We start from the raw sequence: 24,008 nt of genomic DNA, 5'->3' as shown, positions 1-24,008 counted from the left end.
CTCCGGTTGACTCTTAATTTGCGCTGGCTGCCGCTGGTGGGGACTCGGATTTGCCGAGTTCCGGCTTGTCGGCGCTCTCTTTTGGTCCCACGCGCATGAAGCGCGACAGCACCAGTACGGGAATGGCCGATACCAGCACCCACAGGAAGAAATTCTTGTAGCCCAGCGCCATCTGGATATCGCCGCTGATCATCTTGAACAGCACGAAGCCCAGCTGCATCACGCCGGTGGCAAACGCATAGTGGGCGGTCTGGTATTTGCCCACCGAGACCACCTGCATCATGAACAGGATCAGGCCGACGAAACCAAAACCGTAGCCAAACATTTCCACGCTCAGGGCAGCCGTGATCAGGGTCAGGTCGCTCGGCAGGCTGTGGCTCAGGTAGTAAAACACCAGGTTCGGCAAGTTCATGGCCAGGATCAGGAAGAACATGGCGCGTTTCAGGCCCAGCCATGAAGTGAAGTAGCCACCGCCTATGCTGCCCAGCAAAAACGCTACCGTGCCAGCCGTGCCATACACGGCGCCCACTTCCACTGTCGACAGGCCCAGGCCGCCCAGTTCGCGCGCTTCGCGCAGGAACAGCGGGCCGATGGTCTGCACCTGCGCTTCGCCGGCGCGGAACAGGATGATGAAGGCGATCATGCCCCAGATGCCAGGCTTTTTCAGGAAGTCCACCAGCACTTCCCACAGGGTGCGGCTGATGCCGGCGATGCTCTTGTCCTTCACGGCGGTATTGCGCACTTGCGGCAGCGACCAGATGTGATAGGCGGCCAGCGACACCATGATGGCGCCGATGATCAGGAAGATCACCGACCAGGCGGACTTGACGCCGATATTTTTCTCCAGGTAGCCGGCCAGGATCACCAGGCCGCCCAGCGAGATGAACTTGCCCGCGTTGAAGAAGGCGCCTTGCCAGCCTGCGTAAGCCGCTTGCTGCTTGTTCGACAGGCTGGCGATATACAGGCCGTCGCAGACGATGTCGTGCGTCGATGCGGCCAGTGCAGCCACGGCCAGCACGGCGATGCAGGCAGCAAACCACAGCGGCGTTTGCAGCGCCAGCGCGATCATGCCCAGGCTCAGGCCACCGAGGAACTGGAACAGCACCACCATGGTTTTTTTACTGGGCGCCAGTTCGAGAAAGGGACTCCACAGCGGCTTGAAGACCCAGGCAAAACCGATCATCGCCGTCCAGCGGGCGATCTGGTCGTTCGGCACACCCAGGCTCTTGAACATCAGACCGGCCACCAGCGCCACCGCATAAAACGGCAAGCCCTGGGCGAAGTACAGCGTGGGAACCCAGGTGATCGGGCTGCGGACGCTTTTACCGTTTTTACTTAACTCTGTCATTCAAGGTCTCCGTGCATCCAGTGGGTGAATTAATGTGCTTACTTGACCGCGCCATCCATGCCGCGCATGAAGAAGCGCTGCGTGAACAAAAAGGCCAGCAGGGTCGGCACGATGGTGATCAGGGTGCCGGCCGCCACCACGCGCGTGCTGCTGCCAAAGGTGCCGCGCAAATACAGCACGCCGACCGACAGCGGGAATTCATCGGGTTTGCTCATCACGATCGATGGCCAGATGTATTCATTCCACGATTCGACCGCTGTCAAAATGCCGACTGTCGCCAGCCATGGCGTAATCAGCGGCAGCATGATGCGGCTGAAAATCACCCACTCGGAGGCGCCATCGACGCGCGCTGCATCGATCAGGTCTTGCGGCACTTCCTCGAAGGCCTGCTTGAGCAGCAAAATGGCCACCGCCGTCACCACGTTGGGCAGGATTACGCCCGTGTAGGTATCGACCAGGCTCATTTGCGTGATGGTGATGAAGTTGACCAGGAAGTTCACTTCCGACGGCAGCACCAGGGTCGCCAGGATCAGGCCAAACACCAGTTTGCGGCCGCGAAATTTCAGGCGCGCCAGCGGATACGCGGCCAGTGAACACAACAGCAATTTCCAGAAGACCGTGAACACGGCGATCAGCACCGAGTTCTTGAAGAAGGACCAGATGGGAATCGCGTTGAACACTTCCACAAAATTTTCCAGCGACGGCGCTTTCGGCCAGAAGGTGGGCGGAAACGCGAATATATTGCCTTCCGTGGAAATGGCGGTCACCAGGGTCCACCAGAAGGGGAATACGCAGATCACGGCGATCGCGCACAGTAGGCCATAGTGGGCTAGCACTTGTAAGCGCGTCTTCAGAGGGCGGGAACGGATTTTCATGGTCATTCCCTTATCAGCGGTGTTTCGGTTTCAGATAACGCAGGCAGAGCAGCGCGATGCCGATGCAGAACAGCGAGACGACAAAGCTGGCGGCCAGCGCGCGCGGCAGTTTTAAGTGTTTCAAGCCCTGGTCGTAGGCGTAGTACAGCGCCGTGAAGGTGGAGTTCATCGGCCCGCCCTGCGTCAGCACGTCGACTTCCTGGTAAGCCTTCAAGGCTGCCAGCACCGACAAAATGGAGCACAGCATGATGGTCGGGCGCAGCATCGGCACGGTGATTTTCCAGAAGCGCTGCCAGCGGTTGGCGCCATCGAGCATGGCCGCTTCCTGCATATCCGACGGGATCGCCTGCAGGGCCGCCAGGTACATCACCATATACCAGCCCAGGCCGCGCCACAGGGTGACGAACATCACGGCAAACAGGGCCAGGCTATCGTTCGACAGCCAGCCCACCGGCGCATTGACCAGCTTCAAAGTCATCATCACGTAGTTCAAGGCGCCCTGTTCGTGGAACATGAAGCCCCACATGATGCCAACCACCGACACGGTGGTCACCACCGGTACATAAAAGGCAGCGCGAAACAGGCGGATGCCGGGCAGGCGGTTATTCACCAGCACCGCCAGCGAGATCGCGCCTATCTGCACGAAGGGCACCATCAGCAGGAATAGCAGCGAATTTTTCAGGCCCGAGACGAACATCTCGTTATTGAAGATGTAGCGGAAGTTATCGAGGCCGACGAAGCGCGTCTCGCGTATCAGGCTGTAATCGGTAAACGCCAGCACCGAACCGTAGCCGACAGGCCAGAAGGAAAAGGCGGCGAGCAGCAGCAGGGCAGGGGTCAGAAATAGCCAGGCTTGCAAGGTGCGGCGGTGAACGGGTTTCATGTGCTTCCTTCTCAGTGCGGCGCCAGGGTGGCCAGCTTCTTGTTCCAGATGGCCACGGCCTGGTCCAGCGCCTGCTTCACATCCTGCTTGCCCGTCACGCCTGCTTCGACGGCTTTCACCAGCGAGCGGCGCAATTCATCGTAATCGTCGATGCCGGCCACGTACAGGGTACGCGAGTGGTTCATCGACATCGCGCCGGCTGCGACGGCTTTTTCAGCCGCGCCTGCGTTCTTTGGCGTCGATAAAAAGAACGGATCGGCCGCCGCCTTGATGGTGGTCGGGAAGACGCTGGCCTGGCGCGCGAAAGCCAACTGGTTGTCGTCGTTGGTGAGGAAGCGGGCGAACTTGCCCACCGCTGGCAGCAAGCCTGGCGATACGCCCTTTGGAATCGCGAAGTGCACCAGCCAGCCGCCATCGGCGATGCTGGTCGGGCCCAGCGGCGCTGGCGCGACGTCGGTGATGGCATAGATATCTTTGGCGTCGCTGCGGATGCGCTGCATGGCCGTCGGCGGCGCCAGCAGCATGCCCAGGCGGCCGCCCTTGTAGGCGTCGATCACGGCCGGGAAGTTATCTTCGGCGAACAGGCTTTCTTTCAATAAGCCGCCCACCTTGTAGGTGTCGGCCAGTTTCTGTACCAGCGCCACATGCTGCGGCGAATTGAAGACGGCCTGGTTGTTGACGATGACGGATAAGCCCTGCTGCATGAACAGGCCATCGATTTTCGACAGCGCCGGCGCGATGCCGGCTTTGCCCGTGCGCTGCGCAATTTGCCGCGCAAACGCCAGCTGTTCATCGAGGCTGGCCGGGCCGCGCGTGAGGCCGGCCTGCTTGAAAATGGCGGTATTAAAGGCGATCACCGCGACATTGCTGTACATCGGGAAGCCATAGGTGCGGCCCTTGAAAGTCAGGTCGGCCAGGGCGCTGGGCAGGTAGTTGCTGCGTGCCTCGCCGAGCAGCGCATCGACTGGCGTGAGCAAGCCGTCGCGCGCATATTCATCGGCCCAGGGCACGTTCAGGCTGACCAGCGCGGGCGGTGTGCGCGCCACGATGCGCGTGACCAGTTTGGTCTGTATCACATCCCAGGGGAAGTCGATCCACTCGATCTTGACGTCGGGATTCTGCGCCTCATAGCTGGCCACCACCGCATTGAAATACGGCGTGAACTTGGGCTTCATGCTGAAGGTCCAGAATTCGATTTTTTGGGCGGCGTAGGCCTGCGGCGCCAACAGGGCCACGGTGGCAACGGCTGCCAGCAGTCTCTTGATCATCATTCTTGTCCTGGCGCCGTGCAGCGCCATGTGTCTATGAATCCGCAGCGCGGGTACATGCCCTTGCCGTCGTTTATCGTGGGTGGCGGCAGCGCTACCCCGTGCCGAGGGTAGCGCTGCCGGGTGCTGCTTTTAATTGGTCTTTGTCACTTTGTTCAGGTGACGCGGCGTATCCGGATTCATGCCACGCGCTGCCGACAACTGGGCTGCCATCACGTAGAAAGACTGGATCGCGGCGATAGGGTCGAGATCAGGCGTGGCCGTCACTGGCAAGGTCAGGTCGCGCTCGGCCACATCGGCCGGGGCGGCCAGCAAGACCTTGGCGCCACGTCCGCGCATTTCGGTAGCCAGTTGCAGCAGGCTGGCCTGGGTCGCGCCGCGGGTTGCAAAAATCAGCAGCGGGTAGCCATCTTCGATCAGGGCCATCGGGCCATGCTTGATTTCGGCGCCGCTGAAAGCCTCTGCCTGCAGGGCCGAGGTTTCCTTGAACTTCAGGGCCGATTCCAGCGCTACCGGGAAGCTGATGCCACGGCCGACCACCATGATGTTGCGGGCAGGCGCCAGTACCTCGATCGCTGGCGACCAGTCGATGCGGGCAGCTTCTTGCAGTGCTTCCGGTAGTGCTTCCAGGCCAGCCAGCAGTTCAGGATCATTCTGCCAGTGCGCTACCAGGCGCGCGCCGGCCACCAGGCTGGTGATGAAGCTCTTGGTGGCGGCCACGCTTTGTTCTTTACCTGCGCGCAGCGGCATGGCCCATTCGGCGGCGTGCGCCAGTGGCGATTCGATGTCGTTGACCAGGGCCACGGTGGTGGCGCCGCCGTCGCGGAAGTAGCGGATCGGTTCGACTACGTCAGGGCTCTGGCCTGATTGCGAAATCGAGATGGCCAGGGTATCGCGCGTCAGCAGCGGCGATTTGTTCAGGGTCACCAGCGACATCGGCAGCGACGCCACCACGCGGCCCAGGCGCGCCATGATCAGGTAGGCGACATAATTGCAGGCGTGGTCGGAACTGCCGCGCGCGATGGTCAGCGCGGTCGAGAAAGCGGTGCTCCTCAATTTGCGGCCCAGTTCCGCGTAGCGTTCCGAGTCGTTGGCCAGTTGCAGGGCGACGCATTCGGCGGCGGAAACGGCTTCTTTAAGCATCATTGAGGTCACAGATTTCTCCTTCTATATACACAGCTTTGAGTTTGAGATCGCGATCCAGTACCACCAGATCGGCGTAAGTGCCGGGGGCCAGCCGGCCGCGTTCTTCGAGGCCCAGATAATCGGCAGCATTGGTCGATACGCGCCGCGACGCATCGGCCAGGTCCAGTCCCAGCCCTACCAGGTTGCGCAGCGCCTGGTCCAGGGTCAGGGTGCTGCCCGCCAGGGTGCCATCGGGCAGGCGCACGCCACCCATGCATTTCTGCACGGCGTGGCGGCCCAGCATGTATTCGCCGTCCGGCATGCCGGTGGCGGCGGTTGAATCGGTAACGCAGTACAGCCGCGGGATGGCGCGCAGGGCCACCTTGATGGCGCCCGGATGCACGTGCAGCAGGTCGGGGATCAGTTCAGCGTATTCGGCGTGCGCCAGCGCGGCGCCGACCATGCCCGGCTCGCGGTGATGCAGGCCGCTCATGGCGTTGAACAGGTGCGTAAAGCCGACCGCGCCGTGTTCCAGCGCAGCTACGCCATCTTCGTAGGAACCGAGCGAATGGCCGATCTGCACGCGCACGCCGGCGTCGGCCAGAGCGCGCACCAGCTCGAGGTGGCCGGCGATTTCCGGCGCCACCGTGATCACGCGCAGCTTGGCCAGGGTTTGCAGGCGGTCGATTTCCGCCAGCGAGGCGGCGCGTGCATAGTTGGGTTGCGCACCGAGCTTGCCGGAATTGATGTATGGGCCTTCCAGATGGGCGCCCAGCACGCGCGCCGTGTTCGGCCGGCGGTTCCTGGCCGCGATGCCGATCGCCGTCAGGGCCGCGTCGATATCTTCCGGCGGCGCCGTCATGGTGGTGGCCAGCAGGCTGGTGGTGCCGTGGCGCGCATGGATGGCGGCAATCGTGTAGACCGCTTCGCCGCCTTCCATGATGTCCTTGCCGGCGCCGCCGTGCACGTGCAGGTCGATAAAGCCCGGGATGATGTAATCGTCGCCGTTCTGGGATGGGTGGACCGAGTCGCCTTTGATCGCCTTGACGCGCTCATCGAATTCGATGGCGCCGTGGATCCAGCCGCCTGGTGTCAGGATATTGCCTTGGATATTCAATACATCGCTCATCTGCGCGACTCCGCTACGAATTCATAATAATCACTGCGGCAATACGAGTGGGTCAGTTCCACTGCCGCGCCGTTGTCGAGATAACTGACACGGGTGATGTGCAGCATGGCTTCCCCCGTCTTGATATTGGCCAGCTTGGCCTGTTCCGCCGTGGCGTTGACGGCGCGGATATGCTGCAGCGCGCGCATCGGGATGGTGCCGCGCGACTCCAGATAGCCGTACAGCGAATCGCTCACCTGCTGCGGGTCCGGCATGTACAGCGCCGGGATGGTGGTCGTTTCAATCGCCATCACCACTTCGTCGGCCGTGCGCAAGCGGCGCAGGCGCGCCACCGGCATATGCGGCGACAGGCCCAGCGACAGCAGTTCCAGCGGCGCGGCCGCGCCGATATCGCGTTGCAGCCAGCGCGAGCCGGCCTTGAAGCCGCGCTGGCGCAGTTCTTCCGAAAAGCTGGTCAGGCGCGACAGCGGCTGTTCCAGCTTGGGCGTGATATAGGTGCCCGAGCCGCGCTTGCGGGTCAGCATGCCGCGGTCGCACAGCATGTCGATCGCCTTGCGCGCCGTGACCCGTGAAATTTCCAGCAGGTCCGACAGCACGCGTTCGGAGGGCAGGGCCTGGTTGGCGCGCCAGTCGCCGCTGGCGATGCCGTCCGACAGCATGTTTGCCAGCTGCATGTAGAGCGGCGTGTCGCTGGCGGGATTGGGTTTGAAGCTCGAGAGTTTGGCTAGCATGGCGCTGTTTCCCGCAGATGGTTGCGTATCAGGCGCAGGCCGCCTGCCGCCGAGTCGCCCTGGGCCGGCACGACGCGTTGCAGCAGTTCAGCCGGCAGGTAGGCCGACAAGGGCGCCGCCAGGCCGCCGCACAGGGCGACCGGCAAGCTGGCGTTCGGATCGAGTGCCCCGGCGATCAGCGCGACTTGCTGGCCTGCTTCGACCAGGATGGCGCGCGCCACGGCGTTGTTGGGTGCATGTTCCAGTACCAGCCGCGCCAGTTGCGCGAAGGTGGTCTGCGAGGCGCTGGCCAGCCAGGCTTGCATGGCGTCGCGGTGGCCGCCGCACGCGTCGATGATGGCGGTGGCGAACGCGCTGCCAGGTACGCGGCCATCGACCACTTGCTGCGCATGGCCCATGGCGCGCATGCCGATCCAGGCGCCACCGGCTTCGTCGCCGGACGGGTAGCCCCAGCCACCGACTTCATGGCGGCTACCGTCCGCATACAGCACTTCGCCCACGCTGCCGGTGCCGATGGCAACGATGGCGCCCGGTTTGCCGCTGTGGGCGCCCAGCAGGGTGGTCAGCGCGTCGGACTCCAGCGCCACGTGGGCGTAGCCGGGATTGTGTTCGATGAAGCTGGCAGCCCACTGTTTGTTGTGCACGCCGGCCAGGCCCAGGCCGATGGCCATCTGCTGCAAGGGCGGCTGCGCCAGGTCGGCCGCGCGGAAGGCCAGGGTGACGGCGTGCGCCACCGAAGTCCAGGCGCGGTCGATGCCGTGCACCAGGCCGGAAGGCCCGCTTTGTCCCTGCCCCAGTTCTTGTCCATCAGGGCGCGCCAGGCGTACGCGGGTTCCGCTGCCCCCTCCGTCGACGCCGATTATGTATTCGATCATGTGTATGCAGTCCGGCTATGGTTGGTTGCGCCTGTTCCCGGACTTTTATTTGCAGGGCGGGAAAAAGCTGAAGGCACTATATTGTCGGCCCGGTGGCTTGTCAACAGGTATTTAAGTGGTATTGACTAACTGATCAACAAGTTTGCGTGCATGATTGAATTTGTTGTTGCAAGTTATTGTTATTAAAGAGTTTTTTAATGTTGAGAATGGTATTGAAATTGGCCTTGTTCAATGCCAATTTTTTGTGGCGATATGACCACTGGGGCTTGAGGTTTGCGTGGAAGCATGCTTGGCAAGGCCGGTCATCAGGAGTACAGTCCGCCTTTTAGACCTCAGTTGGAAGACAGCAGATGAACGACAAGGCAGCAAAAAGCGAGTATTGGGACGAGTGGCAAAGCGAGGCGCTGGCCGCCGGCGTGCCAGCGCCGTTGGCGGCACTGGGCATGGAAGTGATGCGCGCCCATCGCAAGAACCGCTGGCCGAAGGAATTCCTCGGCCGCCTGGACGATGGTCCGACCATGCTGGCGATGTGCCTGGAAGACGAGGCAGAAACGGAAATGTTGTTTACCGAGTGCCTGTATCCCTACGATACGGCGCTGCTCGAGAAGACGCGCCGGCGCCTGTGCCTGCACTGAGGTAGTGCGGGAGCAGGTAGTCAGCAGTAAGCAGAACGGCCGCCTTGCGCGGCCGTTTGCACGTGTGCAAGCTATTGGCCGACGAAGGTATCGTTGTTGGAATTACGCATGCGCAAGAGCAGCAGGCCAATGGCGATCAGCAGCAGCGCCGGGGTACTCGGTTCGTAAGGTTGCAATAAAGGCAGCTGGCCGAGGTGATGCCGCGTGGAATCGGCGCCAGCGAGATTGCTGCTGGCCGACAGGGTCAGGGCTGAGGCGAGCAAGATCAACTTTTTCATCATGGTGTGTCCGTCCGAGGCTGCAATCTGAATACGCATGGCCGAAACAATGTCGGTCCATGTCCTGTCTCCAGCGTGTAGTCTTGTCCACGACGACGGGTTTGCGCCCGCACATGATGGGTTCATATCTTTTTATACATTCCTTGTATTTAAACACAATAAATATAAATTTGAAATGCTTTTTTGCTTGCATCGCGTTTGGGCGTCGAGGGATGCACAAGGAAGTGGCCGGGAAATGACGTGGCATTTTACTTGCGCGGTGTCATAATGGGCAGGGCATCCCCGCCCGGGCGCATGGAGCAGATGATGAGTAAGGCACAGGACAGCAAGAAGGAAAGCAAGAAAGAGCCGGCGAAATCCATGAAGGAAAAAAAGGAAGCCAAGAAGATCAAGAAGGAAGAGCGCAAGCGATAGGCGCTGGCGTGGATCGTATGCGCATGCCCCATCTGACGCGTTTTATGTTGATGGCCGCCATGGCTCTGTTGCCGGCCGTCAACGTCATGGCGCAGAAGAAGGCGCCGCCGTCCACCTTCGGCCAGGTGGTGGGCAATGCGGTGCTGTGTATCGATCATCTCGACAACAAGGCTTTTTATGCGTATCTGCTGACTGCCTTCGGCCCGGCCTACAAGCATGAAGGCGGCGCTTACTGGTTCCGTACCGACGCCACCCTGTGGGGCGCACCCGTTAATGAGGTGATCGTCAGCGACGATACCAGCCCCCTGGTGTTCATGGGCGTGGTGGTCGATAGCACGCCGGAAAAACTCGAACCGGCCATCCGCACCGCGTCTGGGATGAGTTTCCGCAAGGCCGATAATTCCGCATTTCCTGTCCGCACATCCGTGCCTGGCAGTAAAATCGTCTACTTTGGTCGCAAGGCAAAAGTCTATTGCGCAAGATACAAGCCATTGCCGCCCAAGCATACCCGCTGAGTGTGCAGCTTGTCTGTATTTTGTCTGTTAACTCGGCGCCTGACTGCGCCACCTGATACTCCATCTGCAGGGTCTTCATGTACACGCATTATTTTCAGCTCAAACAATCGCCGTTTTCGATCGCCCCCGATCCCCGCTATCTGTTCATGAGCGAACGCCACCGCGAAGCGCTGGCCCATTTGCTGTATGGCGTGGGCAGCGGCGGCGGTTTTGTCTTGCTGACAGGGGAAATCGGCGCTGGCAAGACTACCGTGTGCCGCTGTTTCATGGAGCAGATACCCGAGAATTGCCAGCTGGCCTATATCTTCAATCCCAAGCTGTCGGTCGAGGAATTGCTGCACTCGATCTGCGAGGAATTCCGAATCAGCCTGGCGCCCGGCGTGGCCAGCGTGAAAGGTTATGTCGACGCGATCAACACGCATTTGCTGGCCAGCCACGCACAGGGCAAGAACAATGTGCTGATCATTGACGAAGCGCAAAACCTGTCGGCTGCGGTGCTGGAGCAGTTGCGTTTGCTGACGAATCTGGAAACGAGCGAGCGCAAGCTGCTGCAAATCATTTTGATCGGCCAGCCTGAATTGCGCGCCATGCTGGCCAGGCCGGAACTGGAGCAGCTGGCGCAGCGCGTGATTGCGCGCTATCACCTGGGGTCCCTGTCGGCCGATGAGACGGCCAGCTACATCCACCACCGGCTGGCAGTGGCAGGCAGTACGGCGCAGCAGCCATTCTCTGCCAGCCTGATGGCGCAAATCCATGCCCTGAGCCATGGTGTGCCGCGCCGCATCAACTTGCTGTGCGACCGTGCATTGCTGGGTGCCTATGTGGAAAACCAGCGGCAAGTGACGCGCAAGATCTTGCGCCGGGCGGCGCAGGAAGTGTTTGCGGAAGAGGGAAGTAAATCGTCCGTGCAGGCCTGGCGCTGGCCGCAAGTGGCGGCGGGCGTGCTGGCCGGCGCCGTGGTGACGGCGGCACTGGCCTGGCATTTTGTGCCCGCGCCAGTCTCCGCACCGTTGCATGCGGCGGCGCCGGTGGCTGCGGTTAAGCCAGCGCCTGCTGTCGCGCCGGCCGCCAAAGTGGCTGCGCCCGACCGCGACGCCGTCTTGCGCCAGCTGGCCAGCTTGTGGGGCGAGCAACTGCCAGTGGGCGATGCCTGCCAGGCGGGCGCCCGCGCCGGCTTGCGCTGCCTGCAAAGCCGCGGCGGTATCGCCGAGCTGCGCGTGCTGGACCGGCCGGCCATGCTGACCTTGTCCGGCGATGGCGGCGCGGAGCAACTGCTTTTGCTGACAGGTGTGCATGGCGAGCAAGCCAGTGTGCTGGTCGATGGCAAACATCAAACCTTGCCGCTGGCAGAACTGGCACAGCGTAGCGATGGCAGTTTCGTCACGTTCTGGCGCGCGCCGCGCGGCTGGCGCGATGAAGTGCCCGTCGGCGCGCGTGGCCCCGATGTGGACTGGCTGGCGCGCCGCCTGGCGCAATTGCATGGCTTGCCACCGCCGGCCGACAACTTGCCGCTGGACGATGCGATGCAAAAGCTGCTGCGCGGCTTCCAGCAAGAACAGCAACTGAAGGCCGATGGCCTGGCGGGACCGAAGACTTTCATGCGCCTGATGCAGCTGGGCGACAACAATACAGAGCCGCGCCTGTCGGATGCGACGGCAGCTACAGCAGCCACAGCGGCCATGGTCGCGGGGAAATAAGATGTCGTATATTCTGGAAGCACTGAAAAAATCGCAGGCCGAGCGTCAATTGGGCGAGTTGCCATCCATCCACGCGCCCCAGTTTCCCTTGCACCATGTGCACGGCGTGGCTGGCAATAGCCGCTTGCCAGTGTGGCTGGGGCTGGGCGCCGCCAGCCTGGCCGTGCTGGCGGCATTGCTGTGGTGGCAGCCTTGGCAGCAGAAGATTGCTGCGCCAGCCCCGGTGGCTGCCGCGCCTGTGCCGCTACCTTTGCCTGCCGCTCCCTCCGCCCCCGCGACGGTGGCGGCAACGCCAGCGCCAACATTGGCGCCTGCACCCGTCAAGATGGCGCCCGTGCCTGAATCCAAACCGCAACCCCAGCCCCAGCCTCAGCCCGTCGCCAGGGTTGAAGCGGCGGCGCCAGCCAGCGTGCCAGCGGAAGAAGTGATACCCGGCTTGCGCGACTTGCCCGAACCGATACGGCAGCAAATTCCACCGATAGTCCTGGGCGGTTATATTTACTCGAAGAATCCGGAAGACCGTCTGCTGCTGATCGACAAGGTGCTACGCCATGAAGGCGAGGAGCTGGCGCCTGGACTGGTGCTGGAAAAACTGCAGCCGAAGGCGGCCATCTTCAACTTCAAGGGCTATCGCTACAAGATGCCGTACTGATGCCAGGCCGGACGTTGTTGCATATCAAGCCAGGCTAAGGCCAGGGGAACCCGGCAGCCGAGCCTGGGTCGAACTTCTGTTGGCGCCGCTGTGCGCCTCGGGCGCAGGCAGGCCGGAAGTTCTGGGCTTGGGAGTTCAATAATGGCGAGCAATCTGGCGCAGATCGACCATATCGTCGTGCTGATGATGGAAAACCGTTCCTTTGACCATATGCTGGGCTATTTGAGCCTGGAGGGCGGGCGTAGCGATATTGATGGCTTGCGCGTCGGACACGCCAACACGCATGCCGGCGTGAGTTATCCCATCCATCATTTGCAGCGCACGGCATTTGGCCCTGAGCAAGACCCATCGCATACGGGCGCCTCGGTGGCGGTGCAGCTGCAAAACAGGAATGGCGGGTTTGTCGACGATTACGCGCAAACCCATCCGGGCGACCCTGACCCCGGTCTGGTGATGGGCTATTACAACGCCGCCGATTTGCCCACGTACGACTTCCTGGCACAGCAATTCTGCGTCTGTGACCGCTGGTACAGCTCAGTGCCGGGCGCAACCTGGCCGAACCGCCTGTATGCGCTTAGCGGCAGGGCGGCTGGCAGCAAGGATAGCCGGCGTGTACCGCTGTATGGCAACAAATCGTTTGTACGCCAGCTGGAACGTTCCCTGGTCAGCTGGAAATTTTATTCTGCCTGGAAACCGTGGAGCCTGGCCTTGACGGACGACCATTACCGCTCATCCGAATGTTATGAGCCGTTCGGTTCGCGCCAGCGCCGCTACGGTTTTATCGGTGATGCGCTGGCGGGCGCCTTGCCCTCGGTTAGCTGGATCGATCCCCATTTCTTTGCCAATGACGACCATCCGCCAGCCGATATCCGCGCCGGCCAGGCGCTGGTGGCGCAGGTGTACCAGGCGCTGTCTCAGGGGGCGGGCTGGCCGCGCACGCTGCTCATCATTTGCTACGACGAACACGGCGGCCTGTTCGATCACGTGGTTCCTGGTGCAGCCGAGGATGATGATCCTGCATTTCGCCAGTACGGTGTGCGCGTGCCGGCCCTGCTGGTGTCGCCACTGGTGGCTCCCGCCAGCGTCTGTCATGAGGTGCTGGACCATACCTCCATCATCAAAACCATCTTGCAGCGTTTTTGCCACGGCGATGGCGGCGCCTTGCCTGCCATGGGCGCGCGCGTGGCGGCGGCCGGTAGCCTGGAGGCGGCATTGCTGCTGGCGCAGCCACGGCCAGCGCCTGTCGTGCCCGACAGTGTTCAGGCGCAGCGCGCTGTCTGGGAGGCTGATTTGCGCGCCGCCGATTTTGCGCCCGTGAGCGTGGCTGCATCGTCCGCGCCTGCCATGTCCGATGCCGAGGCGGGGGCGATCGCGGCCCACCGGCAATTGGCCCGGGGCGCCAGGAATGCGCTGGCGGCCAATGTTAAAAGCGCAAGAAGTGGCAATAGCGGCGGCAAGAGCACGCCGCAGTCGCTGGGCCGGCGGCGTAAAAGGAAAGGGCTGCTTGATGAGAGGGCGCCGGCGTCTTTGGGCATGCTGGCTGCTGCAGACGGGGAGGGGCAAGGATGAGGTAGAGCGCCAGGTGGGCTGCGTATAATACGCAACAGTCACTGAGCAAAGAGGACGACAATAATGCAAATATCCATGCCCGCTCATCCGGTACTGGGCGTGATAGGCCGTTCCGGCAGCGGCAAGACCACGTTGCTGGAATATGTGGTGCAGCAGCTGGCGGCGCGCGGCTTGCGCGTCAACCTGGTCAAGCACAGCCACCATGACCTGTCACTGGAGCCGCCACAGAAGGATAGCGCCCGTTTGCGCCTGGCTGGCGCGGCCGAGGTACTGGTGGCTTCGCCGTATCGTTATGCCATCGTACATGAACTGCGTGGTGCGCCCGAGCCGACCCTGGCCCAGCAGTTGGCCCGCATGGGGCCGGCGGACCTGACCCTGGTGGAAGGCTTCAAGCAAGATCCCATCCCGAAGCTGGAAGTATTTCGTGCCGAAGTAGGGCAAATGCCGCTGTATCCACATGATTTGCATGTAATCGCGGTAGCGTCGGACAGCCCTGCGCCAGACGGCTTGCGCGAGGGCCTGGTCTGGCTGGATTTGAATGCCTGCGAAGATGTGCTGGCCTGGCTGCTGCAGTGGCATAAAGACAGGCTGGCAAAATAAGACTAAAGTATTGCCAGCAGCACCCGTTAACAGGGGTAGACCTTCACTGGAGAACGCTATGGACGTTGGAAGCATTGCTCAACTGTCAACCACGATGGCGGAGACAGGGACGCGGCAAGCTGTCGGCTTGTCCGTATTGAAAAAAGCGCAGGAAGTGCAGAGCTCAACGGCGACCGCCTTGCTGGCCGCTTTGCCACCTGTGCCTGCGGCGCCAAACCTGCCTGCTCACCTGGGTAACCGTATCAACACGACCGCCTGAGCGCGTCATCAGGCGCGGCTTTCCAGCGCCTGACGAGATTCAAGCTGCCCACACCACCGTTATTAACGGTGTTGTGGGCTTTTTGTTTTTTTTACCTGCTCTTCCTTTGGCCATAAAAACGGAATGTTCGCCATAGTGCCGCCAATTCAGTAGAATCACTGTGCCGCCAGTTGCAGGGCAGTGCCGCGGCGCAAGCTCCTGAACTCATCACTTACCATTTGCACGAGGATCACCATGAACAAACGTCAAGCTTTCGTCGCCGCTGCTCTCGCAGGCCTGTGCGCCGCCAGCACCGTCAGCGCAGCGGCGCACGATGCGCCCGCCACTACTGGCGACAAGGAAAAATGCTACGGCGTCGCCAAAGCGGGACTGAATGACTGTGCCTCGGCCGACGGCGCCCATTCCTGCGCCGGGCAGGCGACACAAGATAACTTGCCTGGCGAATGGGCCTATGTTGCCAAGGGCACGTGCACCCAGGCTGGCGGTTCCCTGAAGCCGGCCAAGGCTGCTAAAAAGGCCCAGTAATCATCGCCGCTGCACGCACGCCCTTGCCCACCCATGCGCTCGCTGGCGTGGGCGTTGGCTTGCGCGCCAGCCATTACCGCGACTTCCTGGCAGCCCGGCCCGCTGTGGACTGGCTGGAAGTGCACACGGAAAACTATCTGGCCCGTTCCGGCTGGGATTGGCAAGTGTTGTCCACCTTGCGTGCCGACTATGCGCTCAGCCTGCATGGCGTGGGCCTGGGGTTGGGCTCGGCGCAGGGGTTTTCCGAGCAGCATCTGGAGCGCGTGCGCCAACTGGTAGAGCAGATCGAACCAGCGCTGGTGTCGGAACACCTGTGCTGGGGCGCCGTAGCACAGCATCAATTCAATGATTTGCTGCCTTTGCGCCTCGATAGCGTGGCGCTGGACTTGCTGTGCGCGCGGGTTGGGCGGGTGCAAGATGTCTTGAAAAGGCCGATCTTGCTGGAGAATGTCTCCACTTATCTGCGTTTTCATGGCGACACCATGAGCGAAGCGCAATTCCTGGCTGAACTGGCCCGCCGCAGCGGCTGTGGCTTGCTGCTCGACATCAACAACCTGTATGTAAACCAATGCAACCACGGCGAAGATGCGCTGGCAGCCATGCAAGCCATCGCGCCGGGCAGCGTGGGCGAATTCCACCTTGCCGGCCACCTGGTCACGCCGCATGCGGTGATCGACCATCACGGCGCGCGTGTTGCTGAACCCGTCTGGGCCTTGTACAAAGCTGCCTTGCAGCGCTTTGGCCAGGTACCGGCCCTGATCGAATGGGATACGGATGTGCCCGCGCTGGAGGTCTTGCTGGGTGAAGCGGACAAGGCGCGCAGCCTCATGGCGCCGCACCGGCCGCCTGTGCCATGGCAAGCTTCAAGTGGTTCGATGGCGCCCGCGCTGCCGGACCCTGCGCTGGAGGCAGGCCAGCAAGCATTTGCCGCCGCGCTATTCGATATGGCATACAACGATGCCGCCTTGCAGCAATTTGCAGGCTCATCGAGCCCCGAGCGTCTGGCCTTGTACCGCGGCAACCTGGGTGCCACCTGGCGACGCACCCTGGGCCATGCTTATCCTGTCGTGCTGGCGCTGGTGGGCGAGGAATTTTTTAGCGGCCTGGCGCGCGCCTATGGCAATGTTTATCCTTCGCAAGATCCTGACCTGAACCAGTTCGGCAGCCATTTTTCGACCTTCCTCGACGACTTTCCGCCTGCGGCCGAATTGCCGTATCTACCTGATATGGCGCGCCTGGAATGGGCCTTGCACCTGGCTCATTACGCGCCCGATGCGGCCGGTTTGCCGGCCAGCAGCCTGGCGTCATTGACGCCGGACCAGCTCGAAACGAGCCGCTTTGCCGTGCATCCTGCATGCTCCCTGATCGCTTCGCCATGGCAAGTGCTGGCCTTGTGGCAAGCGCATCAGGAGGGTGACAGCAAGGGTGTATTTCCCGGGGAATTGGCTGGCGATACTTATGTGCTGGTGTGCCGGCCACAGTGGAAGGCGCAGGCGGTTGTACTCGATGCAGCGGCGCATGCGGCGCTGTCGCTGCTGCAGCAGGGGCAGGTGTTTGGCGCCGCGCTCGATGCGGCGTTTGAGTTCGATGATGCGTTCGACCTGGGTGGCCAGTTGCGCCACTGGCTGGCGCATGCGGTATTGATTGAAATGCGTTAAAGCGCTATCAAGGCTGGCTAAAGGCGCGCAACAGGCGTGCTTCGCCCGTCTGATCGTGGCATAGTGCGTTGGCCGCTTCAGTGGCCGCCATCATGCGCGCCAGCTGTTCTTCTTCGAAGCGGCTCAGCTCAGCCATGGCAGCTACCAGCGCGACTTCCAGCCTGGCGCGGGCGCTTTGATACAGGCTGCTCGTGTATTTATCTGTGTTGCGGAGCAATTCTTCCGCATTCTCTATGACTTGCCGCAAATCAGCGATCAGGCGTTCCTGATCGTGTGTGCCGTGCTCGGGATGGTCCATGGCTTCCCCCTTCCGCATATCGATGAATATATGAAACAGTCTCTGGAGCCATGCACTCAGCTGCGGTGCTTGCCCTGGAGCGCGGCTGCGCCCCAGGCTCCCATCGTCAGCCGACGACGGTGATGCGGACGTCGGCCACGCTGACCACCTGGCCTGCGCGAATCTTGGCTGTCTTGCGCAATTCCTTCTTGCCGTCGACCTTCACCACGCCGCTGTCGACCATGACCTTGCCTGCGCCACCGCTGTCACACAAGCCGACCAGCTTGAGCAGCTGGTTCAGCTCGACGAACTCGGAGGTTAAATCAAAGCTTACTTTTTGCATTGTATCCCTTATTGCAATAATGTGTTTTTAGCACTGGATGACGACGTCTACCAATCTGTTACGCCTAGTTTACATCAAGCTGTCCGGGATGCAGGCAGGGCTTCAGCTTTTGTTGGGGCGCGTCATCTCCAGTGGCACGATCCACGTTGCAAATTGCTCCTCTGTTACAAAGCCCAGTCCCAATGCCGCCTCTTTCAGGGTCGTGCCTTCATGCTGCGCCTGCTTGGCGATTTGCGCCGCCTTGTCATAGCCGATATGCGGCGCCAGTGCCGTGACCAGCATCAGGGAGCGCGCCATCAGCTCGGCGATGCGCTCGCGGTTTGCTTCGATGCCGTGTGCGCAATGCTCGTCAAAGCTGCGCATGCCATCGCCCAGCAGGCGGGCGCTCTGCAGGAAATTGTGCGCAATCAAGGGCTTGAAGACATTGAGCTCGAAATTGCCCGACGCGCCACCCACCGTGATGGCCACATCGTTGCCGAAAACCTGGCAGCACAGCATGGTCAGCGCTTCGCACTGTGTCGGGTTGACCTTGCCCGGCATGATGGAGCTGCCCGGTTCGTTTTCAGGGATCGTGATTTCGCCAAGGCCGGAACGTGGGCCGGACGCCATCCAGCGCACGTCGTTGGCAATTTTCATCAGGGCCGTTGCCAGGGTTTTCAGTGCGCCATGCGAGGCGACCAGCGCATCGTGGGCGGCCAGGGCGGCAAACTTGTTGCTGGCGCTGGCAAATGGCTGGCCTGTCAGGCGCGCGAGTTCGGTGGCGATGCGGTCGGCAAATTCGGCATGGGCATTCAATCCCGTGCCCACGGCCGTGCCGCCGGCGGCCAGTTGCAGCAGCGGTGGCAATGATGCCGTGATGATATGTTCGGCAAAGTCCAGCTGTGCCACGTAGCCGGAAAATTCCTGGCCCAGGGTCAGCGGCGTGGCGTCTTGCAAGTGGGTACGGCCGATCTTGACGATATCGGCAAACTGCGTGGCCTTGGCATCGAGGGTGGTCCGCAACTGGCGCAGGGCGGGCAAGACGGTGTTGGCGACGGCCAGCGCGGCAGCCACATGGATGGCCGTCGGGAAGATATCGTTCGAGGATTGCCCCAGGTTGACGTCGTCATTCGGATGCAGCAGGCGCTCGGCGCCGCGCAAGCCACCCATCAGCTCGGAACCCCGGTTGGCCAGCACTTCATTCATGTTCATATTGCTTTGCGTGCCCGAGCCCGTCTGCCAGACGGCCAGCGGAAATTCGCCGTGGTGTTTGCCGGCCAGCACCTCATCGGCCGCTTGCGTGATGGCGACGGCTTTCTTGCCGCTTAATAAACCCAGGTCCAGGTTGACGTGGGCGGCCGCGCGTTTGACGGTAGCCAGGGCGGCGATCAATTCAGGCGGCATCTTTTCCGTGGAAATGTGGAAGTGCTCCAGCGAGCGCTGGGTCTGCGCTCCCCACAACTGACCGGCGGGTACGTCGATCGGGCCGAAACTGTCGCGTTCGATTCTGCTACTCATGGCATCCCTTTCATCGATTTTGGTCCTTCGAGTGTACTCCAGACGACAAAATCGCACAGGGCGTGGCCATACGGTACTGCTCGGCCTTTATTTTGTGTATTTCCTGCCGTTAATAAGGGAGGTACCCCATTTTCCCTGTTGTCAAAGCGACTCATCCATGCAGAGCAGTGTATTTTCCCGTCGGATCCTGATCTCCTGTGCCGCCGCCAGCGTGGCCATGCCCGGCGCTTTTGCGGCCGAACTCGGTGATATCAGCGCGCTCTCGCACGTGGGCCAGCCGCTGTCAGCCGATATCGAACTGACGGCGCTGGCGCCCGATGAAAGCGCTGGCGTGGCCGTGCGCCTGGCGTCCCCCGATGTGTACCAGGGCGGCGGCATCACGATGGATCCGGCACTGCAAGGGCTGGCCATCAGCCAGGCGGTGCGCCACGGCCGGCGCTATGTCCACGTGAGTACGCAACAGGCAATCACGGCGGGCCATGTACACCTGTATTTTGTGCTGGGCAGCGGTAGCGGCGCCAATGTTCGCCTGGCAACGGTCTGGCTGACACCGGCGCCGGCCGCGCCTGTTCCTGCGCCAGTGCCTCTTGCCGTATTAGCTGCTCTGCCGGCCAAGCCCCTTGCGCCGCCCCCCGATGCGGCCGCACTGGCAGCCCGTGTCCGTGCGGAAGGCATGGTGCGCCCACCGGCCGTGTTCGTGCCTCCTGCCGTACCTTTGATGCGGCCGCCGCTGCGCCGGACCATCCCGGCGGCGGCATCCTGCGCGCCGCAAGCCGTTGCCGCACCCGATGCAAGTTGTGTTGCGCTCAATCAACAGAATGCCGCCTTGAATGACAAATTGGGCGAGTTGGAAGGCAAGGTTGGCGCTTTGCAAAAGGCGCTGGCCGTGCCTGCTGTCGCTCCTGCTGTTGCCGCCGCGCCAGCCGCCGCCGAAGCGCCGCACGCCAAGCCCAAGCCCCTGCATGCAGCCCCAGCCGTGAAGGAAAAAAAACCGTCCGGCGGCGGCCTGTGGTGGCTGGGACTCGGTATCCTGCTCTTTTTGCTGCTGACGGCGGTGATCGTGTATGTCTGGCGCAAGCGCAGGGAAAAAGGCGCCGACCGGCCGCCATCGAAATACTGGGTTTTGCTGCGCAAACCATTTCGCCGCGCGCCAGTGCCTGTCTTGACGGAAACGGTGGAGGAGGGCGAGGCTGAAGCGGCGCCAGCGGAACCGGAGCCATCGCCATTTTCGCGGTGACTCATTTGCTCGCTGGTGGTTCAAGATGTAAAAAAAGCGCCCATGGCGCTTTTTTTGTATCGGTCAGTTTGGCCGGGTGGCCGCAGGGCTGGCTACCAGCGTCAGCGGTGTTTCCGTGATATCGCGTATGACCCTGTCATTCGCCAGTATTTGTTTCAGCAAGTCAATCTTGCGCTTGCGCGCTGCGGCAGACAGTGGCGCAACCTCACCATGCTCGATAGATTGCGTTTCTTGAGAGCACTGTTTTTCCAGGATACTTAAACCATCCCAGTCGCTCGAACGCGCGGCGGAGACCATTTGATTAGTCAGTCCGGCAATATTTTCATACATCGCGAGAACGTCGTTGGGAGTCATGAGCCTCTCCAGGTAAGTTACGGAAAAGTGCTACATGGCTAGCATAACGGCGAAGCGGCTGAAAACTTGAGTGATTTTTTGAAAGAAAGTGTAAGTAGTGTTCAAACAGACATCAAACAAACGAACTCCCCGGGAAGCCGCATGAATACTGGGGTTGCAAGATTTCCTTCAGGTAATATTTAGTGTACTAGTTCTTCCAGGCCGGCGCTGAGCGTGGCAGGTGGCGGCATCTTGTCGACCATGATGGAAGGCGGTAATCCGAGCGCTTCAGCCACTTCACTGGGGTAGCAGGCGATGATTTCTTCGTTGTTCAGCGCATTTTCCTCGATACGGGCGCGCCAGGCGGCCAGGTGGATGACGGCCGCCATGCGATTGAGGGGCTGGCCGGCCAGCGGATCGGGAAAGGCAGCGATGGTTTCGGCAAAAACGGGCGGGAACTTCCAGCGGCGCGCCAGTTCCGCGCCTACATCGGCGTAGCAGTAACCTAGCGATACGCGCTCGGCGTCGATGCGGCGCGCGTCGAACGGTGGGGCGATCTTGTCCAGTTGCATGGCTTGCTCGGGCGCCGCTGCATGCAGCACCAACTGGCCGATGGCATGCATCATGCCGATGGTGAAGGCCAGCTCCGTATTGTCGCCCGTCTGTTTGGCGATCCAGCGGGCCGAGACGGCGCTATGCAGGCTGTAGCGCCAGAATTGCTGCAGGTTTAATCCCGGCACGGCCTTGAAGCCGCTGACCAGGCCGGAACTGATGACCAGAGTACGCACGGTCACAAAGCCCAGCATCAGCACCGCATCTTCCACCGTGCCGATGCTGCGCGAGACGTGGTAATACGCCGAGTTGGCCAGGCGCAGCAGCTTGGCGCTCAGGGCCGGGTCGGCGCCCAGCTTGCGGGCCAGTTCTTCGGTGGAAATACTGGGATTGTCGAAGCTGCGGACCAGCTCATCGACGATTTTCGGGGCAGTGGGCAGGGCATGGGCATGTTGAAACAGCGCTTCAAGTTGCATGGCACTCTCCTTTGTTCGCGCGGCAATCGGTCTGGCTGTCACGAAACTATATGCCGTTTTTTTATCTTGTTGCAAAAAATCTCGACAACGCTTTTTGTCGCCAAACAGGCTATGATTTCAGCCACGATTTCAGAGACATTCACGAAAGGATTTCCATGCACGCTAGCCGCCCATCCTGGCGCACCACGCCACTTTCCGCCGCCTTGGCGCTCGCCCTGGCCGGCGCTGCCCTGGCTGGCTTGCCGGCCCACGCCGCTCCTGCCACGGCCGCTACCGCCACTGCGCCAGCGGCTGTTTTACCCGGCGATGACTTCTTTAATTACGTCAATGGCGACTGGGTGCGCAACACACAGATTCCCGCCGACCGCAGCAGCTGGGGCTCGTTTGCCAGCCTGAGTGACAGCACGAACAAGCGTATTATCGGCCTGGTTGAAGGCCTGGAAACCCAGCAAAATCCAAGCGCCGAAGCGCGCCAGATCAGCGATTTTTACCGCTCCTATATGGACGAAACGGCTATCGAAGCGAAAGGCTGGGCGCCTTTGAAACCGCTGTTGAAGAAAATCGATGGCATACATGACCAGGCCAGCCTGGCACGGGCGCTGGGCGCGAGCTTGCGCGCCGATGTCGATCCGCTCAACTCGACCAATTTTTTTACTGAAAACCTGTTTGGCCTGTGGGTGGCGCAAGACTTGAACGACACCACGCGCAACGTGGCTTATCTGTTGCAGGGCGGCCTGGGCATGCCCGACCGCGCCTATTACCTGGACAATAGCGCGCGCATGCAGCAACTGCGCGGCGAGTACCAGAAGCATATCGCTACCCTGTTCAAACTGGCAGGCTACAGCGATGCACAGGGCCGCGCCGCGCGCGTGTTTGCGCTGGAACAAAAGATCGCCGCCAGCCACGCCAGCCGCGAAGATTCGGCCGATGTCGCCAAGGGCAACAACGTCTGGCGCGCGCAGGATTTCGCCAGCAAGGCGCCGGGCCTGGATTGGGCTGCGTTTTTTGAAGGCGCGGGATTGTCGGAACAAAAAGACTTCATCGTCTGGCATCCCAGCGCCATGGCGGGCAGCGCCGCACTGGCGTCCAAGGTGCCGCTGGCAACCTGGAAGGATTTTCTCGCTTTCCATACCATCAACCATTTTTCCACCACCTTGCCACGCGCGGCCGCCGATCAGCACTTCGCCTTTTATGGCCGCGCCCTGAGTGGCACGCCTCAGCAATCGGCGCGCAGCAAGCGCGCGCTGGCCGCTACCAATGACGCACTGAGCGACGCCGTCGGCAAGCTGTATGTGGAGCGCTATTTCTCGCCCGAGTCGAAAGCGCGCGTGCAGGATATGGTCAGCAAGCTGGTAGCTGCCTTCTCGCGCCGTATCGACAAGCTGGACTGGATGGCGCCTGCCACCAAGGCGCAGGCGCAGGAAAAACTCAAAACCCTGTACGTGGGCGTGGCCTATCCGGACCACTGGGCCAGCTATGCGGGCTTGCAAGTGGTGCGCGGCGATGCGCTGGGCAATGCTCAGCGCGCCGAGCAATTCCACTATCAGCAGCAACTGGCCAAGCTGGGCCAGCCTGTCGACCGCACCGAATGGGCGATGCCTGCGCAACTGGTCAACGCCGTCAACCTGCCGCTGCAAAATGCGCTGAACTTCCCGGCCGCCATCCTGCAGCCGCCATTCTTTGACCCGAACGCCTCGGACGCAGCCAACTATGGCGGCATAGGCGCCACCATCGGCCATGAAATCAGCCATAGTTTTGACGACCAGGGCGCGCAGTTCGACGCCCAGGGCAAGTGGCGCGACTGGTGGACGCCAGCCGACCTGGCCCACTTCCAGGCTGCCTCGAAACAGCTGGTGGCGCAGTTCTCTGCCTACAAGCCGTTCCCTGACCTGGCTGTCAATGGCCAGCTGACCCTCAGTGAAAACCTGGCCGACCTGGCCGGCCTGTCGGCTGCCTACGATGCGTTCACCTTGTCGCAGCAAGGCAAGCCGGCCCAGCCTGGCGCCGACCGCGAGTTCTTCACCGGTTATGGCATCAGCTGGCGCAACAAGGCGCGTGAAGCAGCCGAGCGCCAGCAGATCCTGACGAATGGCCACGCGCCGGCGCAATACCGCGCCGCCACCGTGCGCAATCTCGATGCATGGTACCCGGCCTTCGACGTCAAGCAAGGCCAGCGTCTGTACCTGGCGCCGGAGCAGCGCGTAAGAGTCTGGTAGCACGGTAAAATGGAGGGCTGATGCAACAGGAAAACCTCAGA

The 24,008-nt window shown here is 61.6% G+C and carries 25 protein-coding genes; 11 read left to right on the top strand and 14 right to left on the bottom strand.

Translation table 11 applies throughout. From position 1 onward, the window contains the following. Positions 1-13: 13 nt before the first annotated feature. The 8 genes from HDE75_RS17570 to HDE75_RS17535 all read right to left on the bottom strand — a co-directional run bounded on the left by HDE75_RS17570 (position 14) and on the right by HDE75_RS17535 (position 8,234). Positions 14-1,348, bottom strand: coding sequence for an MFS transporter (locus HDE75_RS17570; RefSeq protein ID WP_183678572.1), 1,335 nt, complete (start codon positions 1,346-1,348; stop codon positions 14-16). 38 nt (positions 1,349-1,386) lie between these two features. Then, on the bottom strand, positions 1,387-2,223 hold the full coding sequence (locus tag HDE75_RS17565) for a carbohydrate ABC transporter permease (RefSeq protein ID WP_183678570.1): 837 nt from the start codon (positions 2,221-2,223) through the stop codon (positions 1,387-1,389). Between the two features lie 13 nt (positions 2,224-2,236). Continuing rightward, positions 2,237-3,106, bottom strand: coding sequence for a carbohydrate ABC transporter permease (locus tag HDE75_RS17560; protein WP_183678568.1), 870 nt, complete (start codon positions 3,104-3,106; stop codon positions 2,237-2,239). Positions 3,107-3,117: 11 nt separating this feature from the next. Beyond that, positions 3,118-4,377 (bottom strand): ABC transporter substrate-binding protein, encoded by a 1,260-nt coding sequence (locus HDE75_RS17555; protein ID WP_260174168.1) that lies wholly within the window; start codon positions 4,375-4,377, stop codon positions 3,118-3,120. Positions 4,378-4,506: 129 nt separating this feature from the next. Then, on the bottom strand, positions 4,507-5,520 hold the full coding sequence (locus tag HDE75_RS17550) for an SIS domain-containing protein (protein WP_183678783.1): 1,014 nt from the start codon (positions 5,518-5,520) through the stop codon (positions 4,507-4,509). Further along, positions 5,510-6,628: an N-acetylglucosamine-6-phosphate deacetylase gene (nagA, locus tag HDE75_RS17545; RefSeq protein WP_183678566.1), complete on the bottom strand. Its 1,119-nt coding sequence runs from the start codon at positions 6,626-6,628 to the stop codon at positions 5,510-5,512. The genes HDE75_RS17550 and nagA overlap by 11 nt, the downstream gene beginning before the upstream one ends. After that, positions 6,625-7,359: a GntR family transcriptional regulator gene (locus tag HDE75_RS17540; RefSeq protein ID WP_183678564.1), complete on the bottom strand. Its 735-nt coding sequence runs from the start codon at positions 7,357-7,359 to the stop codon at positions 6,625-6,627. Before HDE75_RS17540 ends, nagA begins: the two co-directional genes overlap by 4 nt. Further along, the gene (locus HDE75_RS17535; protein ID WP_183678562.1) at positions 7,353-8,234 is read right to left on the bottom strand and encodes a glucosamine kinase nucleotide-binding domain-containing protein; all 882 of its coding nucleotides are present in this window, start codon (positions 8,232-8,234) and stop codon (positions 7,353-7,355) included. Before HDE75_RS17535 ends, HDE75_RS17540 begins: the two co-directional genes overlap by 7 nt. A 350-nt stretch (positions 8,235-8,584) precedes the next feature. Between HDE75_RS17535 and HDE75_RS17530 the strand changes: the two genes are divergently transcribed. Then, entirely contained in the window at positions 8,585-8,869 is a 285-nt protein-coding gene (locus HDE75_RS17530; protein WP_183678560.1) for a hypothetical protein, read from the top strand. Between the two features lie 71 nt (positions 8,870-8,940). Here HDE75_RS17530 and HDE75_RS17525 read toward each other — a convergent pair whose 3' ends face one another. Next, positions 8,941-9,150, bottom strand: a complete 210-nt coding sequence (locus HDE75_RS17525) for a PEP-CTERM sorting domain-containing protein (protein WP_183678558.1) — start codon at positions 9,148-9,150, stop codon at positions 8,941-8,943. A gap of 434 nt (positions 9,151-9,584) precedes the next feature. On the opposite strand from HDE75_RS17525, the gene HDE75_RS17520 reads away from it, so the two are divergent. The 8 genes from HDE75_RS17520 to bufB all read left to right on the top strand — a co-directional run bounded on the left by HDE75_RS17520 (position 9,585) and on the right by bufB (position 17,036). Further along, entirely contained in the window at positions 9,585-10,076 is a 492-nt protein-coding gene (locus HDE75_RS17520) for a hypothetical protein (protein WP_183678556.1), read from the top strand. 77 nt (positions 10,077-10,153) lie between these two features. Next, complete coding sequence (locus HDE75_RS17515; RefSeq protein WP_183678554.1) at positions 10,154-11,773, top strand: ExeA family protein; 1,620 nt, start codon at positions 10,154-10,156, stop codon at positions 11,771-11,773. A 1-nt stretch (position 11,774) separates the two neighbouring features. Further along, positions 11,775-12,425 carry a general secretion pathway protein GspB gene (locus tag HDE75_RS17510; RefSeq protein ID WP_183678552.1) on the top strand — a complete coding sequence of 217 codons (651 nt, stop codon included), beginning with the start codon at positions 11,775-11,777 and terminating at the stop codon, positions 12,423-12,425. 141 nt (positions 12,426-12,566) lie between these two features. After that, positions 12,567-13,994 carry an alkaline phosphatase family protein gene (locus tag HDE75_RS17505; RefSeq protein ID WP_183678550.1) on the top strand — a complete coding sequence of 476 codons (1,428 nt, stop codon included), beginning with the start codon at positions 12,567-12,569 and terminating at the stop codon, positions 13,992-13,994. A gap of 63 nt (positions 13,995-14,057) precedes the next feature. After that, positions 14,058-14,594, top strand: coding sequence for a molybdopterin-guanine dinucleotide biosynthesis protein B (gene mobB / locus HDE75_RS17500; protein ID WP_183678548.1), 537 nt, complete (start codon positions 14,058-14,060; stop codon positions 14,592-14,594). 58 nt (positions 14,595-14,652) lie between these two features. Further along, positions 14,653-14,853, top strand: a complete 201-nt coding sequence (locus HDE75_RS17495) for a YjfB family protein (protein ID WP_183678546.1) — start codon at positions 14,653-14,655, stop codon at positions 14,851-14,853. 234 nt (positions 14,854-15,087) lie between these two features. Then, on the top strand, positions 15,088-15,378 hold the full coding sequence (locus HDE75_RS17490; protein WP_183678544.1) for a BufA1 family periplasmic bufferin-type metallophore: 291 nt from the start codon (positions 15,088-15,090) through the stop codon (positions 15,376-15,378). Between the two features lie 23 nt (positions 15,379-15,401). Next, positions 15,402-17,036, top strand: coding sequence for an MNIO family bufferin maturase (gene bufB / locus HDE75_RS17485; RefSeq protein ID WP_221291915.1), 1,635 nt, complete (start codon positions 15,402-15,404; stop codon positions 17,034-17,036). A gap of 7 nt (positions 17,037-17,043) precedes the next feature. Here bufB and HDE75_RS17480 read toward each other — a convergent pair whose 3' ends face one another. The 3 genes from HDE75_RS17480 to fumC form a co-directional block, all read right to left on the bottom strand. Then, on the bottom strand, positions 17,044-17,334 hold the full coding sequence (locus tag HDE75_RS17480; protein WP_183678542.1) for a hypothetical protein: 291 nt from the start codon (positions 17,332-17,334) through the stop codon (positions 17,044-17,046). Between the two features lie 106 nt (positions 17,335-17,440). Then, positions 17,441-17,656 carry an RNA-binding S4 domain-containing protein gene (locus tag HDE75_RS17475; protein ID WP_183678540.1) on the bottom strand — a complete coding sequence of 72 codons (216 nt, stop codon included), beginning with the start codon at positions 17,654-17,656 and terminating at the stop codon, positions 17,441-17,443. Between the two features lie 102 nt (positions 17,657-17,758). After that, a complete protein-coding gene (fumC, locus tag HDE75_RS17470) occupies positions 17,759-19,153 on the bottom strand; it encodes a class II fumarate hydratase (protein WP_183678539.1) in 1,395 nt (464 codons plus the stop codon). Positions 19,154-19,310: 157 nt separating this feature from the next. On the opposite strand from fumC, the gene HDE75_RS17465 reads away from it, so the two are divergent. After that, the gene (locus HDE75_RS17465; protein WP_183678537.1) at positions 19,311-20,390 is read left to right on the top strand and encodes a type IV pilus assembly protein FimV; all 1,080 of its coding nucleotides are present in this window, start codon (positions 19,311-19,313) and stop codon (positions 20,388-20,390) included. A gap of 63 nt (positions 20,391-20,453) precedes the next feature. Here HDE75_RS17465 and HDE75_RS17460 read toward each other — a convergent pair whose 3' ends face one another. Together HDE75_RS17460 and HDE75_RS17455 are read right to left on the bottom strand one after the other, a co-directional pair. Then, the gene (locus HDE75_RS17460) at positions 20,454-20,744 is read right to left on the bottom strand and encodes a flagellar protein FliT (RefSeq protein WP_183678535.1); all 291 of its coding nucleotides are present in this window, start codon (positions 20,742-20,744) and stop codon (positions 20,454-20,456) included. Positions 20,745-20,923: 179 nt separating this feature from the next. Continuing rightward, positions 20,924-21,751, bottom strand: a complete 828-nt coding sequence (locus HDE75_RS17455) for an HDOD domain-containing protein (RefSeq protein ID WP_183678533.1) — start codon at positions 21,749-21,751, stop codon at positions 20,924-20,926. 155 nt (positions 21,752-21,906) lie between these two features. On the opposite strand from HDE75_RS17455, the gene HDE75_RS17450 reads away from it, so the two are divergent. After that, a complete protein-coding gene (locus tag HDE75_RS17450; RefSeq protein WP_183678531.1) occupies positions 21,907-23,967 on the top strand; it encodes a M13 family metallopeptidase in 2,061 nt (686 codons plus the stop codon). The last annotated feature ends 41 nt before the right edge of the window (positions 23,968-24,008 follow it).

This window comes from Janthinobacterium silvisoli (assembly GCF_014200725.1).
Classification (GTDB): domain Bacteria; phylum Pseudomonadota; class Gammaproteobacteria; order Burkholderiales; family Burkholderiaceae_D; genus Janthinobacterium.
Note: the sequence above shows the minus strand (reverse complement) of the source record. Positions and strands in the feature narration are given on the sequence as shown.